General features: G+C 49.4%; 11 protein-coding genes and 2 tRNA genes. 7 read left to right on the top strand and 6 right to left on the bottom strand.

Features of this window, described 5'->3' with window-relative positions:
- Window positions 1-108: 108 nt before the first annotated feature.
- Window positions 109-182, bottom strand: a tRNA-Asp gene (locus AC06L3_RS06730).
- 275 nt (window positions 183-457) lie between these two features.
- Between AC06L3_RS06730 and mazG the strand changes: the two genes are divergently transcribed.
- From mazG to AC06L3_RS06755, 5 genes are all read left to right on the top strand, one after another.
- On the top strand, window positions 458-1363 hold the full coding sequence (mazG, locus tag AC06L3_RS06735) for a nucleoside triphosphate pyrophosphohydrolase (RefSeq protein ID WP_475669872.1): 906 nt from the start codon (window positions 458-460) through the stop codon (window positions 1361-1363).
- Between the two features lie 52 nt (window positions 1364-1415).
- The gene (locus AC06L3_RS06740) at window positions 1416-2369 is read left to right on the top strand and encodes a polysaccharide deacetylase family protein (RefSeq protein ID WP_475669855.1); all 954 of its coding nucleotides are present in this window, start codon (window positions 1416-1418) and stop codon (window positions 2367-2369) included.
- 205 nt (window positions 2370-2574) lie between these two features.
- Window positions 2575-3879: an acetyl-CoA hydrolase/transferase family protein gene (locus AC06L3_RS06745; protein WP_475669856.1), complete on the top strand. Its 1305-nt coding sequence runs from the start codon at window positions 2575-2577 to the stop codon at window positions 3877-3879.
- A gap of 59 nt (window positions 3880-3938) precedes the next feature.
- Window positions 3939-5069, top strand: a complete 1131-nt coding sequence (locus AC06L3_RS06750) for a hypothetical protein (RefSeq protein WP_475669857.1) — start codon at window positions 3939-3941, stop codon at window positions 5067-5069.
- An 11-nt stretch (window positions 5070-5080) separates the two neighbouring features.
- Window positions 5081-6097 carry a M28 family metallopeptidase gene (locus AC06L3_RS06755; protein ID WP_475669858.1) on the top strand — a complete coding sequence of 339 codons (1017 nt, stop codon included), beginning with the start codon at window positions 5081-5083 and terminating at the stop codon, window positions 6095-6097.
- Here the strand turns inward: AC06L3_RS06755 and prfA are convergent.
- From prfA to AC06L3_RS06780, 5 genes are all read right to left on the bottom strand, one after another.
- Complete coding sequence (gene prfA / locus AC06L3_RS06760) at window positions 6094-7182, bottom strand: peptide chain release factor 1 (protein WP_475669859.1); 1089 nt, start codon at window positions 7180-7182, stop codon at window positions 6094-6096. The two genes, AC06L3_RS06755 and prfA, sit on opposite strands and share 4 nt — an antisense overlap.
- 132 nt (window positions 7183-7314) lie before the next feature.
- Window positions 7315-10146: an excinuclease ABC subunit UvrA gene (gene uvrA / locus AC06L3_RS06765; RefSeq protein ID WP_475669860.1), complete on the bottom strand. Its 2832-nt coding sequence runs from the start codon at window positions 10144-10146 to the stop codon at window positions 7315-7317.
- 17 nt (window positions 10147-10163) lie between these two features.
- Window positions 10164-12416, bottom strand: a complete 2253-nt coding sequence (locus tag AC06L3_RS06770; protein WP_475669861.1) for a RelA/SpoT family protein — start codon at window positions 12414-12416, stop codon at window positions 10164-10166.
- 1 nt (window position 12417) lies between these two features.
- Window positions 12418-14427: an excinuclease ABC subunit UvrB gene (gene uvrB / locus AC06L3_RS06775; protein WP_475669862.1), complete on the bottom strand. Its 2010-nt coding sequence runs from the start codon at window positions 14425-14427 to the stop codon at window positions 12418-12420.
- A gap of 76 nt (window positions 14428-14503) precedes the next feature.
- A tRNA-Gly gene (locus AC06L3_RS06780) sits at window positions 14504-14576 on the bottom strand.
- Between the two features lie 81 nt (window positions 14577-14657).
- Between AC06L3_RS06780 and AC06L3_RS06785 the strand changes: the two genes are divergently transcribed.
- On the top strand, window positions 14658-15914 hold the full coding sequence (locus AC06L3_RS06785; protein ID WP_475669863.1) for an ABC transporter permease: 1257 nt from the start codon (window positions 14658-14660) through the stop codon (window positions 15912-15914).
- Between the two features lie 128 nt (window positions 15915-16042).
- Entirely contained in the window at window positions 16043-17212 is a 1170-nt protein-coding gene (locus AC06L3_RS06790; protein WP_475669864.1) for an efflux RND transporter periplasmic adaptor subunit, read from the top strand.
- The last annotated feature ends 3 nt before the right edge of the window (window positions 17213-17215 follow it).

Raw genomic sequence — 17215 nt, forward strand, 5'->3', positions numbered from 1 at the left:
AAATCGGGGATTTTGCCTTGAGAGCCGATATTTAGTACATTTTCAGTACATAATCCCGAATTTTTCAAAATGAAAATGCCCTGCAATTACTTGTAGGGCATTTTAGAGCGGTGCGGAAGGGACTCGAACCCTCGACCTCCGCCGTGACAGGGCGGCATTCTAACCAGCTGAACTACCGCACCGTAGTTCACCGTCCACTGAACTTGCGTTCCGTTTGGGACTGCAAATGTAGATACTTTTTTTGAAAGTGCAAACTTTTTTTAAATTTTTTAAAGAAATTATTTCTTGCCTATCTTTGCACGGAATATGAAGGAAGGCCCTTCATTCAAGAAATCTGACAGTTATGGAAAACGAAATACAGGACAACTGGACTCCCTGTCTGGATACGGAAAAACAGGGTGAATTGAAAACTTTTCGTGAAAAGCAGCTTAAAGCATTCGAGCGTGTGCTTGACGTTATGGACGATCTGCGTGAAAAGTGCCCTTGGGACCGCAAGCAGACCTTCCACTCGCTCCGTCCGCAGACCATTGAGGAGGTTTACGAGTTGTGTGACGCAGTGAGCGCACTTGATGCTCTTTCCGCTTCTTCAGTTTCAGATACTGAAACAGCTTCAACGCAGGAAAATAGCGGCAATTCCGCTCAAAATCAGGTAAGTGAAATATCTGCCTTGAAGAGCAGGCTTTACAGCGAAATCTGCAAGGAACTCGGTGACGTGCTCCTTCACATAGTCTTTTATTCCAAGCTCGGTAGCGAGCAGGGCGCATTCGATTTCACCGATGTCTGCAACAGGATGGTTGAGAAACTGGTTTACCGCCATCCGCACGTGTACGCCACAACCCACGTGAACAATTCCGATGACGTGATCCGCAACTGGGAGCAGCTGAAAACCAAGGAGAAGGACGGCAACAAAACAGTTCTCAGCGGAGTTCCGCAGTCACTTCCAAGTCTCATCAAGGCTTACCGCATCCAGGACAAGGCCCGCGCGGTTGGCTTTGACTGGGAGGAGCGCGAGGATGTGTGGGACAAGGTTCAGGAGGAACTCGGTGAACTCCGTGAAGCCCTTGCCAGGTATTCATCCCCACTCGGCGATGGTACCTCAAATGAATCGCAGGCACAGGCAAAGCTTGAAGCCGAAGGCGAGCTGGGAGACTTCATATTCTCCGTTGTCAATGCGGCAAGGCTTTACCATCTGAATCCCGACAGCGCTCTGGAGATGACAGACCGCAAGTTCATAAGACGCTTCACTTATCTTGAGAACAATATCAAGAGTCAGGGCAAGGAATTCAAGGAGATGACTCTTGCTCAGATGGATGAAATCTGGAACGAGGCCAAAGCGCTTGAGCGTGAGGGCAAACTGCAATAGCGCAAGGTGGCGGAACTATCGCAAGTGGAAAATGAAATAATAAAATATTAATATGAAGAATTCAAAAAGTTTAAAAGGCTCATTGGCCAGGTCTCTGGCTTTATGTGCATCGGTGGCCCTGATGGCGGCAGCAGTTTCCTGTGGTAATAACAATACAAATGAGGAGGTCTCACAGGATGAAGGTCTGGCAGCGTTCTTCAACGGCAATGTTCAGGCTGTTGACAGCATCAAGGCAAGTCTGGATGAGGGTCAGTCATTGTTTGCAGATGAAAAGAATCTGTATGTTGTTGACCAGTATGGAGTTGTTCAGAGAGTGAATCCGCAGCTGAACAAGATTTATCTGGTATTCACCGCACATTTCAGCACCGATGACAACGGCCGTTTCGAGAATTTCGATGGAATCGTTCCTGTTCTTGATGTGCTCAAGGAAAAAGGCGTGAAAGGTTCCTTCTTCCCAACCGGCAACTGTTTCAGGGAGGAGAAATATCAGGAACCTATCAAACGTATCATTGAGGAGGGCCATTACCTGAGCGCGCACTCGAATCATCATCTTCTGCTTTGCGCATACGAGAACCGTGATTCCACACTGGTGAGCTCGGACTCCATTGCAACCGACATTGCCGGAATGGAAGCGGAACTCAACAGCTTTGGCCTGAACAAGTCACAGTACAACTGGATGATTCCACCATACGAGTATTACAATCAGGAAACGGCCGACGCTCTGCGTAATCTCGGATACTCACTCGTAAATCCAACCAGCGGAATAGAGACAGGCATGGATTGGATGGGCAAGGAGCATCCTGAGTACATGAGTGCTGAGGACCAGCTTGCAACAATATGGTCATACGAGCAGGAGAAGAGCCTCAACGGCTGTGTCATTCTGGTTCATGCAATGGTATATCCCGACCGCGAGGATGCGGACCGCATCTTCACTCATCTTGGAGAAATCATTGACCGGCTGCGGGAGAAAGGCTATGAGTTCGGCACATTCAGCGAGCTGCTTTAATCAGGGTCAGTCAAACTTTGGGAGGCCTTCCATGAATTTGGGAGGCCTTGTTGGTTTTTATAAAAAGTTTAATGGTATTTTTGTATATTTGTGAGTTTTATCAATATAAATCATTTGTTATTGTGTTTTTGTAACAGATGACAGCATTGAAAGGCAATTTTTCATACAGGAAAGGAAACATTAACAATAAAATTTAAACATAGCAATGAAAGAAATAAAGTTCATAAGCGCGGATGAGGCCGTAAAGTTCGTGAAGAGCGGTGACCATATCCATTTCAGCAGTGTTGCAAGTGCACCTAAAGTTCTTATTGACGCCCTTTGCAGAAGAGGCGATGCAGGAGAACTCAAGGACGTGAAGATCCATCACCTTCATACAGAGGGTCCGGCTCCTTACACCGATGAGAAATATGCAGGAATCTTCTTCCACCAGGCATTCTTCGTAGGCGGCAACGTAAGAAAGAACGTTCAGGCAGGTTGGGCTGATTATATTCCAATCTTCCTCAGCGAGACTCAGAGACTTTACAGAAGCGGTGTGGTTCCTTGCGATGTTGCAATGGTACAGGTTTCAACCCCAGACAAGCACGGATACGTATCACTCGGTACCAGCGTTGATGCAACTTTGGCAGCAATCGAGTGCGCAAGAGTGGTCATTGCAGTTGTTAACAGGAACGTTCCGCGTTCATTCGGTGACGCAATGATTCCTATGGACATGATTGACTATTTCGTTGAGTGCGATTCACTTCTCGAACCTGCGAAATTCACTGAGCCTAACGAGATTGAGGTTGCAATAGGTAAGAACTGCGCTGAACTCATTGAAGACGGCGCAACCCTCCAGATGGGTATCGGAGCAATTCCTAACGCAGTTCTCGCTCAGCTCGGCAACCACAAGAACCTCGGTATCCACACCGAGATGTTCGCAGACGGTGTTCTTCCACTTGTAAGGAAAGGCGTTATCAACGGTGCAGAGAAAGCCATTGACAAAGGCAAGATGGTTTCCACCTTCCTCATGGGATCACAGGAGGTTTATGACTTCATCGACGACAACCCTGGCGTAGCAATGATGGATGTAGGATATACCAATGATCCATACGTGATTGCAAAGAACCCTAAGGTAACCGCCATCAACTCCGCTCTCGCAGTTGATCTCACAGGTCAGGTTTGCGCAGACTCACTCGGAACAAAGTTCTACAGCGGTATAGGCGGACAGATTGACTTCGTTTACGGAGCATCAATGTCAAAGGGCGGCAAGGCCATCATAGCAATGCCATCCATCACCAACAAGGGTGTAAGCAAGATTTCCAACATCCTCACCCCTGGCGCAGGCGTGGCAACCACAAGGAACCATATCCACTATTTCGTAACTGAGTACGGTGCAGTTGACCTTTACGGAAAATCACTCCAGGAGAGGGCAAAACTCATTACCAGCGTAGCTCATCCATCTGCAAGGGAGGAACTTGAGAAGGCTGCATTCGAGCGTTACGGTTCACACTACCATTTCATTCTCAAATAAGTGAAATAAACCTGCATGGCGATAGTGAATCAAAGCTATCGCCATTTTTTTATACTCCAATGAGCGCAATTGAAATCAGAGAAGTAATTACCGCCTCTGAACTGAAGATCTTCTATCAGTTCCAGAACAAACTGTACAAGGATTGCAAGCAATATGTTCCGAGCCTGGATGTTGACCAGAAGAAAATGCTTACGCAGGATGCAGCACTGGAATACTGCAAGGTATGCAAATGGCTGGCCTACAAGGACGGCAAGCCCGCTGGCAGAATCATGGCAATGATAAATCCACGTTTCAACGAACTGTACAGGATGCAGAAAGGCCGTTTCGGCTGGTATGATTTCATAGAGGACTTCAACGTTGCCAAAGCCCTGATGGACACGGCCAGGACCTGGCTGCGCAATCAGGGAATGACTCAGATTCACGGACCGCTCTCGTACAACACCGCCGGCAAGCAGGGAATGCTCATGGAGGGCTTTGACAAGGTGCCTCCGTTCAATTGCCTGTACAATTATCCTTACTATGTTGATTACATGCAGAGGATGGGTTTTGAGAAGGAGGAGGACTGGGTGCAGTACTATATGGACGTGCGTGAACTTGGCAAAGTGCCTGAGCGTCTGTCAAGACTGGGCAGACTTCTTATGGAGAAGTATGATCTGCATTTTCTGGACCTGCGCAATATCAAGGACAGCGAACTCCCTGAACTCGCACGCAAGTTCGCACACGCATATAACGGAGCGTTCAGCAGTGTTCCCAACTTCATCCCGTTCACCGAGGAGGAGGTTGGCAAGCTCGTGAAATCCTTCGTGAAGCTTCTCCCGCCCGATGTCAACTGCATCATAATGGACAAGGATAACGACATAGCGTACTTCGGTTTTTCACTCCCTTCAATGTCCGAGGCGCTGCAGAAGGCCGGAGGAAACATGTTCCCGCTTGGCTGGTACCATCTTCTCAGGGCTTACAGGAATTACGAAACCATTGACATGCTGCTGGTTGGAGCATCGCCGAAATGGGAAGGCAAGGGCCTGTCCGCTATTTGCCACACAAAGCTCTGTCAGGCATATATCAACAAGCACACCAGGTTCGCCATCTGCAATCCCCAGATTGAAACCAACAATGCCATAAAGATCTGGGAGGAGTCCTACAACTACAGGGTCTACATGCGCCGCCGCTGCTGGAGGGCAGATCTATAAACTTCCCCTTCATGAAAAGCTTCTCACTATATATCCTTCTCTTTTTCACAGCGATAGCTTATTCACCAGCCATTGAGGCATCCTCAGTGCCTGAAAATGCCGCCATCTCGAATGTTGAGGAAGGCAGGGAGACAATAGCGGTCACCAAGGCAAGTGCGTATGAGGCGCTGATGAGCCGGATTTCGCTCAAGGGCCATATCAAGGCCCTTACAGACTCGCTTTCACAGGGCAGGGGAGCGGGTACTTCCGGAGGATATCATGCAAGGGATTATATTGTTGAGAGATACAATGAATTTGGCGTTGAACCGCTTGGGGTAGGCGGGTATCTTCAGAATTTCAATGAAAAGGGGCTCAGCTGCTATAATATTGTTGGTATGGTGAGCTCCACTGTCCGTAGTGATAAATACGTTGTGATAGGCTCTCATTATGACCATCTGGGTATAATCAAGGGTATTGTGTATCCGGGAGCCGATGACAACGCCAGCGGAGTGGCCGTGCTGCTTGAACTGGCCAAGGCTTTTGCCAGATACAAGAAAGACGGGAATGTGGTTCCTGTCAACCTCATCTTCGTGGCCTTTGACGCTCACGAACAGAGCATGGCAGGCAGCAGGAACTTTTTCTCAACCACCAGAATAAAGCCGTATAATGTTGAGTTCATGGTTAACATAGACCAGATAGGCTCCGTTCTGGCACCTGTTCACAGAGGCGTGAACAATTATCTGCTCATTCTCGGGCAGGACAAGTTCCAGGACTGGACTTGGGAGGGTGTGGAGTTGAGCAACAGACTGCACGGCATCAATCTGGACATAGATTACACCTTTTATGGCAGCGCACGGTTCTACAAACTGTTCTACAGACTCTCCGAGCAGGTGAATTTCACGGAACGTGCGGTTCCGAGCGTCCTTTTCACAAGCGGAGTCACAAATCTCACCAACAAACCGTCAGACACAGAGGCCAACATAAATTATGAGGCCCTGCGCAAGCGCCTGAGCCTCATATTCCATTTCATATACAACCAGATCCTTTAGTCTTCCTGGGAGGCTTTGAGACGCTCTGCGTTCTCGGCTATCTGGAGCTGGTCAATCACTTCCTGAATGTCTCCGTCCATGAAAACAGGGAGATTGTACATTGTCCAGTTGATGCGGTGGTCGGTAACACGGCTCTGAGGATAGTTGTAGGTACGTATCTTTGCGGAACGGTCACCGGTTGAAACCATTGTCTTTCTCTTTGCGGAAATCTCGTTGAGGTATTTCTCGTACTCCATATTGTAAAGACGGGTTCTGAGTTCTGCGAGAGCTGCGGCGTAGTTCTTCAGCTGGCTCTTCTCGTCCTGGCACTGAACAACAAGGCCTGAAGGAATATGGGTGAGCCTGATTGCGGAATAAGTGGTGTTCACAGACTGTCCGCCAGGACCGCTTGAGCAGAAGGTATCCTTGCGTATATCCTTTTCGTTCAATTCAATATCGAATTCATCGGCCTCAGGAAGCACTGCAACCGAGGCGGCTGAAGTATGAACACGGCCCTGAGTTTCGGTCTGAGGCACGCGCTGAACGCGGTGAACACCGGATTCATATTTGAGCACCCCATAAACACCCTCGCCCTTGACCTTGCATATGATTTCCTTGTAACCTCCTGCAGCGCCCTCGCTCTGGCTGGTGATTTCCAATTTCCATTTCCTGGTCTCGCAGTATTTTGCATACATACGGAAAAGGTCACCGGCAAAGATTGCGGCCTCGTCACCGCCTGAACCGCCGCGGATTTCAAGAATCGCGTTCTTTGCATCCTGTGGGTCCGCCGGAATGAGCAGCAGCTTGATCTCCTCCTCCAGTTTGGGAATCTCCACTTCAAGAGTGGCCAGTTCCTCCTTGGCCATTTCCCTGAGGTCTTCATCCTTATCGTTGTCTATGATGTCCTTGGCGGCATCGTAGTCCTCCACCATCTTCTTGTATCTGCCGCCCGTTTCAAGCACAGGGGTGAGTTCCTTGTACTCCTTGTTCACCTTAACGAACTTCTTCATGTCGTTCATCAGCTCAGGGTCAGCAAGCTGCTCCTGGAGCTGGGCGTATTTCTCCTTCAGTCCTTCAATTTTTGCAATAAGGTTCTTGTCGCTCATATTGTTTGTCTACGTGTTTTATCTATTAATTCAAGTTCCGCAAATCCTTGGTTTTGATTTGCGCACATTCTCCTGAAATATCATCAACGCACAAAAATACTGCATTATATGCGTTTCGCCAAATTTCCCGGCTTACTTCAAATACTGTTTCCAGTTCTCCTGCTGGGCAAGCTGCGCCGGGGTGCCGGTGAAAACAAGATTGCCTCCCTTGTCACCGCCGCCGGGTCCCAGATCTATCGCCCAGTCGGAATATTTGATTACATCGGTGTTATGCTCCACAACCACAATGGTGTGGCCGCGCTCTATCAGGGCGTCAAAGGCCTTGAGAAGTTTCTCTATGTCGTGCATGTGCAGGCCTGTTGTAGGTTCATCAAATATGAAGAGGGTAGGGTTGTTGTAATCCTTGCCAAGGAACTGCGCAAGCTTGATTCTCTGGTTCTCGCCGCCGCTGAGGCTGCTGTTGCTCTGGCCCAGTTTCACGTAACCCAGGCCAACGCTGTCAAGTATGCGGAGTTTGGCGGCAATGCGCTGGGCAAGAGCGCTGGTTTTGTCGGAACCAAAGAAGTCAATGGCTTCAAGAATACTGAGGTCCAGCACATCACTTATGTTCAGCTCCCTGTAGCGTACTTCAAGAATGTCCTTCTTGAAACGCTTACCTGAGCATTCCTCGCATACAACGGTAACGTCGGCCATGAACTGCATGGGTATGGTTATGAAACCCTCGCCAAGGCACTGCGGGCAGCGTCCTCCATCAATGTTGAATGAGAAATGCGAGTGGCCGTAGCCGTTCATCTTTGCGTATGGTTGCTCGCTGAAGAGTTTCCTTATTTCATCGTAGATCTTGAGGTAGGTCACCGGGTTTGACCTTGATGATTTGCCAATAGGGCTCTGGTCAATGAATTCAACCGCCTTGATAGCTCCGAGGTCTCCCTTGAGTTCCTTGTATGCACCAACGTGATTAACCATTCCACCGAAATGACGGCAGAGGGCAGGGTAGAGGGTGTCTCCAACAAGCGATGATTTTCCGCTTCCGCTCACGCCGGTAACCACAGTGAATATGCCCAGCGGTATGCATACGTCAATGGCCTTGAGATTGTTCTCCATACAGCCGGTGATCTGTATGCTGCGGTTCCATTTGCGGGCGTGATTCTTCACGCTCACATTCTTCAGACCTGCCAGATAGTCCAGGGTGAGGGAGCCGGTGCCTTGTTCAGGCAATTTCTTATTTGCTGTGGAATTGGACTTGATGGCTTCGGCCCGTTCAAGTCCGGCCTTGAGGCTGCCGTTGTAAACAACCTGGCCGCCGTGAACACCTGCCATAGGTCCTAGATCTATCAGTCTGTCCGCACAAAGAATGATTTCACGGTCGTGCTCAACAACAATTACCGTGTTGTCAAGTCCGCGCAAATCTTTCAGTACGCTTATAAGTTTCTGTGTATCTGAAGGATGCAGACCTATGCTCGGTTCATCCAGAATGTACAGTGAACCTACCAGCGAACTTCCGAGCGAACTTACCAGATTGATTCTCTGGCTCTCTCCGCCGCTCAATGTAGATGATTTTCTTGACAATGTGAGATAACCAAGTCCAACCTTGTTTATGTATTCCAGCCTTGAGGTGATTTCCTTGATTGCCCTTGCAGCAATGTCCTTGCTGTAATCATCCAGCTTGTCCGGCAATTGCTCGAAGAATTCACACAGACGGCAGACCGGCATTTCCATGAGTTCTACTATGTCCTTGCCGTCTATCTTCACGTACCTGGCCTCCTGTCTGAGCCTTCCGCCGCCGCATTCACGGCAGGTGGTGCGTCCGCTGTAGCGGGCCAGCATATACTTGTACTGAATCTTGTAAGGCTGCGATTCAACCCATTTGAAGAAAGGCAGAATTCCTGTGAAATCCGCATTCCCCTCCCAGAGAATCTTTTTCTCATCATCCGACAGGGCTGCGTACGGCCTGTGAATAGGGAAGCGCAAGGACGGAGCCGCATTGAGGAAATCCTGAAGGTAAGTCCCCATTATTTCTCCTCTCCAACAGGCGATGGCACCTTCATATACCGAGAGCGATGGGTTGGGAATCACCAGCGCTTCATCAATTCCTTCCTGGAAACCGCTTCCGTTGCAGTGAGGACAGGCACCGAGCGGATTGTTATATGAGAACAGCAGCTCGCTTGGTTCGCTGAAAGTTATGCCGTCCTGCTCGAAGGCGTTGGAGAAGCTGCGCTCCGTGATGCCTGAATCTGCTGTAACCACAACGCCCAGATGTCCTTCTCCGCTCTCGAATGCGGATTTTATACTGTCACGGATGCGGCCTGTGTTGTCCGCATCATCCGCAACCGGCAGCATGAAGCGGTCAATGAGAATCTGCAGGATCTCCGTTTCCGTACCTGTTATGCTGGCAATGACTGCATCAATACGCTGGGCTTTGCCTTTTGAATACAAACGCGTTACACCGCTGGCCTTCAGTTCAAGAAGCTTTTCAACGGCATCCTCTTTCCTGTATCCCGTAACAGGGCATACAAGGAACGTAATGCCATCTTTGAGTGATTGTATGTATTTGAGAACATCTTCAACAGTGTCCCTCTTCACCTCCAGTCCTGAAACCGGCGAGTAGGTCCTGCCAATCTTTGTGAACAGAATACGCAGGTAATCGTATATCTCCGTTGTTGTGCCAACAGTGCTTCTAGGGTTGGCGCTTGATGTGCGCTGCTGTATTGCTATTGCGGGCGGAATGCCCTCAATCTTGTCAACCGGCGGTTTGCTCATCACGCCAAGGAACTGGCGGGCGAATGATGAGAGACTTTCAGCAAAGCGTCTCTGCCCTTCCGCATAAAGTGTGTCGAATGCCAGGGATGATTTTCCGCTTCCGCTCACTCCGGATATCACCACGAGCTCTCCGCGCGGAATCTCAACATCCACGTTTTTCAGGTTGTTCGCCCTCGCTCCCTTTATCAATATATTTTCATTCATTGTCTGAATTCTCCGGTTTATTTGTTGATGCCCATGCGGAGGACGTTCTTCACACCCTTGAGTTTCTTGAGCTCGGAAATAACCTTGTCAAGGTGACCGTTGTTGCTCACCGATATGGCAATGAGCACGTTGGCCAGATATGCGCTCTTACCGCCTCGTTCCTCAATCCTGTATGAACGCACCTTGGCGTTCTGCCTGGTTATGGAATCGAATATCAAGCCCGAAGATGCCGCCTCTTCCTCCGCAATCACCTTGAGCGATACCTGGAAACTCGTTGTTGTGGACACCTGTCTCCAGCGCACCTTGTGAATCACGCGGTATGGATACTGCTCAAGCAGCCTGGCAGCGTTAGGACAGTTTATCCTGTGAATCTTTATGCCGCCCAAGGCGCTCACGAAACCGAATACATCATCACCGAAAATAGGATTGCAGCACCTGGCCATCTTGAACTGAAGATTGCTCAGATTATCGTTGATCACCAGAAAATCGCTGCCGCCGGCAGACTCAACGCCCTTCTTTCCGCTGTCTTCCTTGCTTGCGGAAGAAGTTGATGAACTATCGCAGGTGGAAGATGATGAGTCTTCAGACTGCTGGGATTCAATGTATTCCTTGATTCTGGAGGTGTCGGTTTTGCTGTTATATACTGAGATGCAGAACTCGGAGATGGCCTTGAAGCCAAAGTGCTTGGTGAGGTCGGAGAGAAGCTCGTCGCTGAGCTCCATCTTCCAGTTCTTGAGCCTTCGTTCAAGAATCTCGCGGCCAAGCCTGCTCTGCTTGGTCTCCTCCTCCTTCAGCTTTGCCTTGATGCGGCTCTTTGCCTTTGAGGAGTTCACGAAATTGAGCCAGTCCGCTGAAGGCTTCTGGTTCTTGTTGGAAAGAATCTCAACAATGTCGCCTGTATGCAGTTCGTCACGGATTGACATTATCCTGCCGTTCACCTTTCCTCCCGAGCATTTCACACCCAGGTTGGTGTGAATGTGAAATGCGAAATCCAGCACGGTTGCGCCTTTTGGCAGCTGAAGCAGGTCGCCGTTGGGCGTGAAGCAGAATATTTCGTTGAGAGAAATGTCCTTTGAAGTGTATGAGGAGCTGTCACCGGGATGCTCAAGCATCTGCTTCACAGAAGACAGCCAGTCTGTAAGCGAATCGGAACTTTTCACACCCTTGTAGCTCCAATGGGAGGCATGGCCGTTTTCAGCCACCTGGTCCATCCTCTCAGTCCTTATCTGCACCTCGATAGGATATCCATCCTTGTTCTTGACTGTTATGTGGAGTGATTCGTAGCCGTTGGGCTTAGGTTTGGTAAGCCAGTCACGAAGACGCTTCACGTCCTGTTCGTACTCTTTTGTGACTTCGCTGAAAATGTCCCAGCAATAGTCCTTCTCCTTCTCAGGCGGAGCCTCAACAATGAACCTGATTGCAAATACATCGTAAACTCCCTCGAAAGGAACACCCTGGGCCTGCATTTTCTTCCATATTGACCAGGCGGTCTTGGTGCGTACCTTCAGCTTGTATTTGTACTTCTTGCTCAGAACCTCGTCAAGAGGCTTCACGAATTCGAGGGCAAGCCGCTCCCTGCTCTCCTCGGTAGCCTTGAGCTTGTTGGTAATGGTCCTGTAATCCTGCGGATTGGCGTACCTGAAGTACAAGTCCTCAAGTTCGCTCTTTATGTTATAAAGCCCCAGCTGGTGGGCTATCGGGATGTACAGCGTTGCTGTTTCCGTAATCTTGCGGCTTATGCTGCTCTTGGGGAACACGTGCAAGTTGCGCATGATTTCAAGACGGTCGGCAATCTTTATCAAGGTTACGCGCGGGTCTGTGGAATAGCTGATTATGAGCTTGCGGTATCTCTCCGCCTGAAGTCCGGTGTCCTTTGGCGTTATCTTTGATATGTTGTTGAGGCCTGTGACAATATTTACCACCTCCTGGCTCCAGCCCTGGCTTCTGAGCTCTTCCTCAACATTCATCCTGCTGTCTGCGGATCTGGAATCCTTCCCGGCATCTGTTACGGAAGCGTTGCCGGCAACGGAATCACGGTATGCTTCGTGGAGGAATACAGCCATGACGGCCGAAGGCATGAGTTTCATGTCGTTTGCAACAATTTCGGCAACACCTAAAGGATGCTCTATGAAAGGATGGCCGTTGCCGCGCATCTTTCCTTCAAGCCTTTTTTCGGCAATGACGTAAGCCTTTACAACCAGTTCCCTGTCATCAGCGTTGTAATCCGCCAGCAGGCTGTTCAGCCTTTCATTGTTGTTGTCTGCTTCCATATTATCTTTCTGATTTTTTGAAGAGAAGTTCCTTGAGGGCGTTCATTTCGTCACGATATTTTGCGGCGGCAATGAAGTCAAGCTCCCTGGCGGCCTCCTCCATAAGATGCTTTGAGTTTATTATTGAGCGTTTGAGCTGTTCCACACTCATGCTCCTGAGAACAGGTTCATCCGCAACAAGGTTCCGGCTATGGTCTTCGTCTTCAACAGCGTATGCCGCTCCACCCATGGTGCCGCGTTTCTCCTTTTCAATTGCATGAGGGGTGATGTTGTGCTCCCTGTTGTAGCGCATCTGAACCTCCCGCCTGTGATTTGTCTGGTCAATGGTCTTCTGCATTGATTTCGTTATGCTGTCGCAGTACATTATGACCAGGCCGTTGAGGTTCCTGGCCGCACGGCCTGCCGTCTGGGTGAGGGAGGTCTCGCTGCGCAGGAAGCCTTCCTTGTCCGCATCCAGAATGGCTACCAGAGAAACCTGAGGCATGTCAAGTCCCTCTCGGAGCAGGTTCACTCCAATGAGCACGTCAAAGCGTCCCGCCTTGAAATCGTCTATTATCTCTATGCGCTCCATAGTGTCCACATCTGAATGTATGTAGCGGCAGCGCATCCCGTTCTTCTCAAGAAATGCATTGAGTTCCTCGGCCATGCGTTTTGTGAGGGTGGTCACAAGAACACGCTCGTCCTTTTCGGCCCTTATCATTATCTCCTCCATCAGGTCATCCATCTGGTTTTTGGTTGGTCTGAGCTCAATAGGAGGGTCAAGAAGGCCTGTAGGGCGCACAAGCTGCTCAACCACAACGCCTTCGGATTCCTCCAGTTCGAACGGAGCCGGTGTTGCGCTGACATAGACTGTCTGGCCTTTGAGCTGCTGGAACTCCTCGAATTTGAGAGGCCTGTTATCGGCCGCCGCTGGAAGTCTGAATCCGTAATCAATGAGGACTTCCTTTCTCGAACGGTCACCACCGTACATTGCCCTTACCTGCGGAACGGTAACGTGGCTCTCGTCAATGAAGGTCACGAAATCGTTGCTGAAATAATCGAGGAGGCAGAAAGGACGGGTTCCAGCAGGACGGCCGTCGAAGTACCGTGAATAGTTCTCAATGCCCGAGCAGTAGCCAATCTCCTTGATCATTTCAAGATCGTATTCGGTCCTTTGCTGCAGACGCTTGGCTTCCAGATGCTTGCCTATTGATTTGAGATATTCCACCCGGTCTTTCAGATCGTGCTGAATCTGCACTATGGCTTCGGTTGCGTGCTCCTTGGTTGTAACGAAAATGCTGGCCGGATAAATGTTCAATGACTGCGGCATATCCATAGTGGCTCCGCTCAGCGGCTCAAAGATTTCAATCTCCTCAATGCTGTCACCAAAGAATATTATGCGGCATCCAAGGTCTCCGTCCGCAAGGAAAATGTCAACCGTATCGCCTTTCACGCGGAAAGTTCCACGCTTGAATTCCTGGTCGTTACGTTCGTAGAGCGCATCAATCAGCTTGAACAGGAAGCCTGTCATGCTTATGCTCTGGCCAAGTTCCAGATGAATGGTGTTGGCGTGGAAGTCCTGGGGATTGCCCATACCGTAGAGGCAGGACACGGAGCTCACAACAATTATGTCACGCCTTCCGCTGAGAAGAGCGCTTGAGCAGCTCAAACGGAGCTTCTCTATTTCATCGTTGATGCTCAGATCCTTCTCAATGTATGTGTCGGTTGTGGGCAGATACGCCTCCGGCTGGTAGTAGTCGTAATATGAAACGAAGTATTCAACAGCGTTCTCCGGAAAGAACGCCTTGAATTCACCGTACAGCTGTGCCGCCAGGGTCTTGTTGTGGGAAAGGACAAGCACAGGCCTGTCCAGCTTCTCAATCACGTTGGCCATTGTGAAGGTCTTTCCGCTGCCGGTCACACCGAGCAGAGTGACGGCATTCGCCCCGCTTTCAATAGCTGAGGCAATGCCCTCAATGGCTTCCGGCTGGTCTCCGGTAGGCTTGAACGATGAATGCAGCTTGAATCCCATAATGCTTGCAAATTTACGAAAATTCAACCCCAATACCTACAAAAAAAGCGCCCTTGTGAGCGCTTCCTTACGGTTGAGCGGAAAACGGGACTCGAACCCGCGACCCTCGGCTTGGGAAGCCAATGCTCTACCAACTGAGCCATTTCCGCATTGTTTTCAAGTGCAAATATAAATTTTTTCCTCATATTTGCGAAATAATAATTCAGTGGAAAGGAAAAGAGCGCACGGCAATGAATCTCGAGTGGTTTCTGGCAGGTAAATTAGGCATAGGCAAAGGTATAGGCAGTTCCAGCAACAGGATTGCCACCCTGAGCATTGCCGCAAGCATTGCCATAATCATAGTTGCTGTGGCAATCTGCGCAGGATTCAATGAGGAAATCAAGCGCAAGACCTCAGGCTTCACCGGCGATATCATACTCTCTCCTATGGGAGTTCCCATTGACAATCACAGCTCATATCCGGTTTCCCCGCTTCCTTGTCTGGAGGAGCTCAGAAATATTTCAGGAGTGAAGTCAGTGTTCCCGGTGATTTACTCGCCTGCCGTGCTCAAGACTGATTCCGGTATGGAAGGCGTTATGTTCAAAGGTATTGGTCCTGAGTATGATATGTTTTTCTTTGAACAATGCCTGGACTCAGGAGCAGCCTCTGTATATGAATCGGATTCATCGAGTGCAAAACCAAAGGCGCTGGTGAGCAGGACTCTGGCCGATGCTCTTGATCTGGAGGCCGGGGGTAGCCTGATGGCGTGGTTCGTTTCCCCGGACGGCAATGTTAAAATCAGGAAGTTCGAGATAAACGGCGTGTTCAATGCCCAGCTCGACAAGATAGACAAGGCTCTGGTGATAACTGATTCTGAAACCATCGCCGGTGTAAACGGATGGGAAGCAGGGGAGTGTTCGGGCTACGAAGTCTTCCTCAAGAGCAGGAACTTCAGCAATTCCAGCGTGGACCGCATAATTTCAAAGATGGAAGACCGGCTTTTCGTGAGTGAAACCAACAACGAGTTCTCGCTTCAGGCTGTGCCTCTGAGGGATATCTACTGGGTTTTCTTTGACTGGCTCAACCTGGTGAACATCAATGTGGTAATCATTCTGGTACTTATGATAGCGGTGGCCGGATTCAATATAATTTCGGGCCTGCTCATCATCATTTTCGAGCATATTTCCACCATAGGGCTTTTCAAGGCGCTTGGAATGAGCAACCGCTGCATCTTCAAGGTCTTCATGTACCGTTCGTTCGGGATGGTGGGCCGCGGAGTTCTCTGGGGCAACATCATATCCATCTCCTTCTGCCTCCTGCAGGCCTCAACGCATTTCATAGGCCTTGACCCAAGCAATTACCTGATTGACCACGTGCCTGTTCATCTTACACTGGCTATGGTCCTGATAACCAATCTCTCCTGCATAGCCGCAATCCTGCTTATCATGCTCATACCTTCAAAGGCCATCTCGAGCGTGGATCCTGCGCAGGCACTCACTGTAAAATAAACGTTTATATCCGTGTATAAACGTTTAACGTAGCTGCGTGCCCTTGCAATTACGGTAAAAATATTATACTTTTACAAATTTGAAGAATTGTGAACTTTTGAAATAAACATGTTTAATAAATTAATCATATGAAGAAGATTACAAGTTTACTGCTCTTTGCCGCCATTCTTTCACTGGTAGCTTCCTGCGGGTTCAACGCAGAGGAACCACAGGGCCCGGCCCAAATCAAGGCAATGAAAATCAAGCTCAGAACAGTAGCTGAGGTGTTCGAATACCCTGCACAGCTCAGAGGTATCCAGGATGTGGAGATTTACCCTCAGGTTTCAGGAACCATTACCAGCATAAATGTGAAGGAAGGCCAGTTGATAAAGAAGGGTCAGGTGCTTTTCGTTATCAACCAGGTTCCTTTCATAGCCGCACATGAAACTGCAAAAGCGGACCTCGATGCGGCAAAGGCGGCCGTTGCCACAGCCGAACTTACTTACGAGAACTACAAGATTCTATATGAAAAGAATGTGGTGTCAAAGTATCAGATGATGGTCAATTACAACCAGATGCTTTCCGCAAAGGCTGCAAAGGCACAGGCCGAGGCGGCATTGCTCAAGGCAAGGGAGGACCTCTCGTTCACGGAAGTCAAGAGCCCTGTGAACGGAATAGTAGGCGTGCTTCCATACAAGGCCGGAGCGCTGGTGGGACCGCAGATAAGCGAGCCGCTCACAACCGTATCGGACAACTCACAGATTGAGGCTGTGTTCTCAATCAGCGAGGCGTTCTATCTCATGTACTCAAAGTATATGAACAGTGCTGACCTGGTAAAGAGCACAGCAAATGACGTACATGATTTAAGACTTAAACTCAAGGACAACAGCATTTTCGAGCATCACGGAAAGCTGGAGACTCTCAGCGGAGTAATAGATCCGGGAACAGGTTCCCTCAATGTAAAGGCCCTGTTCAACAACCCTGACCGTCTCCTTGTTTCAGGCGGAACAGGCAAGGTGCTCATTTCATATTCAGAGCCGGGAAGCATTGTGATTCCAAGAACTGCCGTAAAGGAGCTTCAGGACAAGAGCTTTGTGCTCAAGGTTGTTGACGGCAGAACGCAGATGACGGAAATAGACGTTGTAAGACTCAACGGAACAAAATCCGGCAAGGAATATATGGTAACCTCAGGCCTCAAGGAAGGCGACGTGATACTTGTTGAAGGCGTTGCCAAGACTGCCGAAGGCGTTGAGGTGGTACCTGTCCTTGATGGGGCAAAGAACAGTGCGGATGCTCCAGCGCAGTCAGAAGCTGAATAATGT

Source organism: Candidatus Egerieousia sp. (assembly GCF_056211015.1).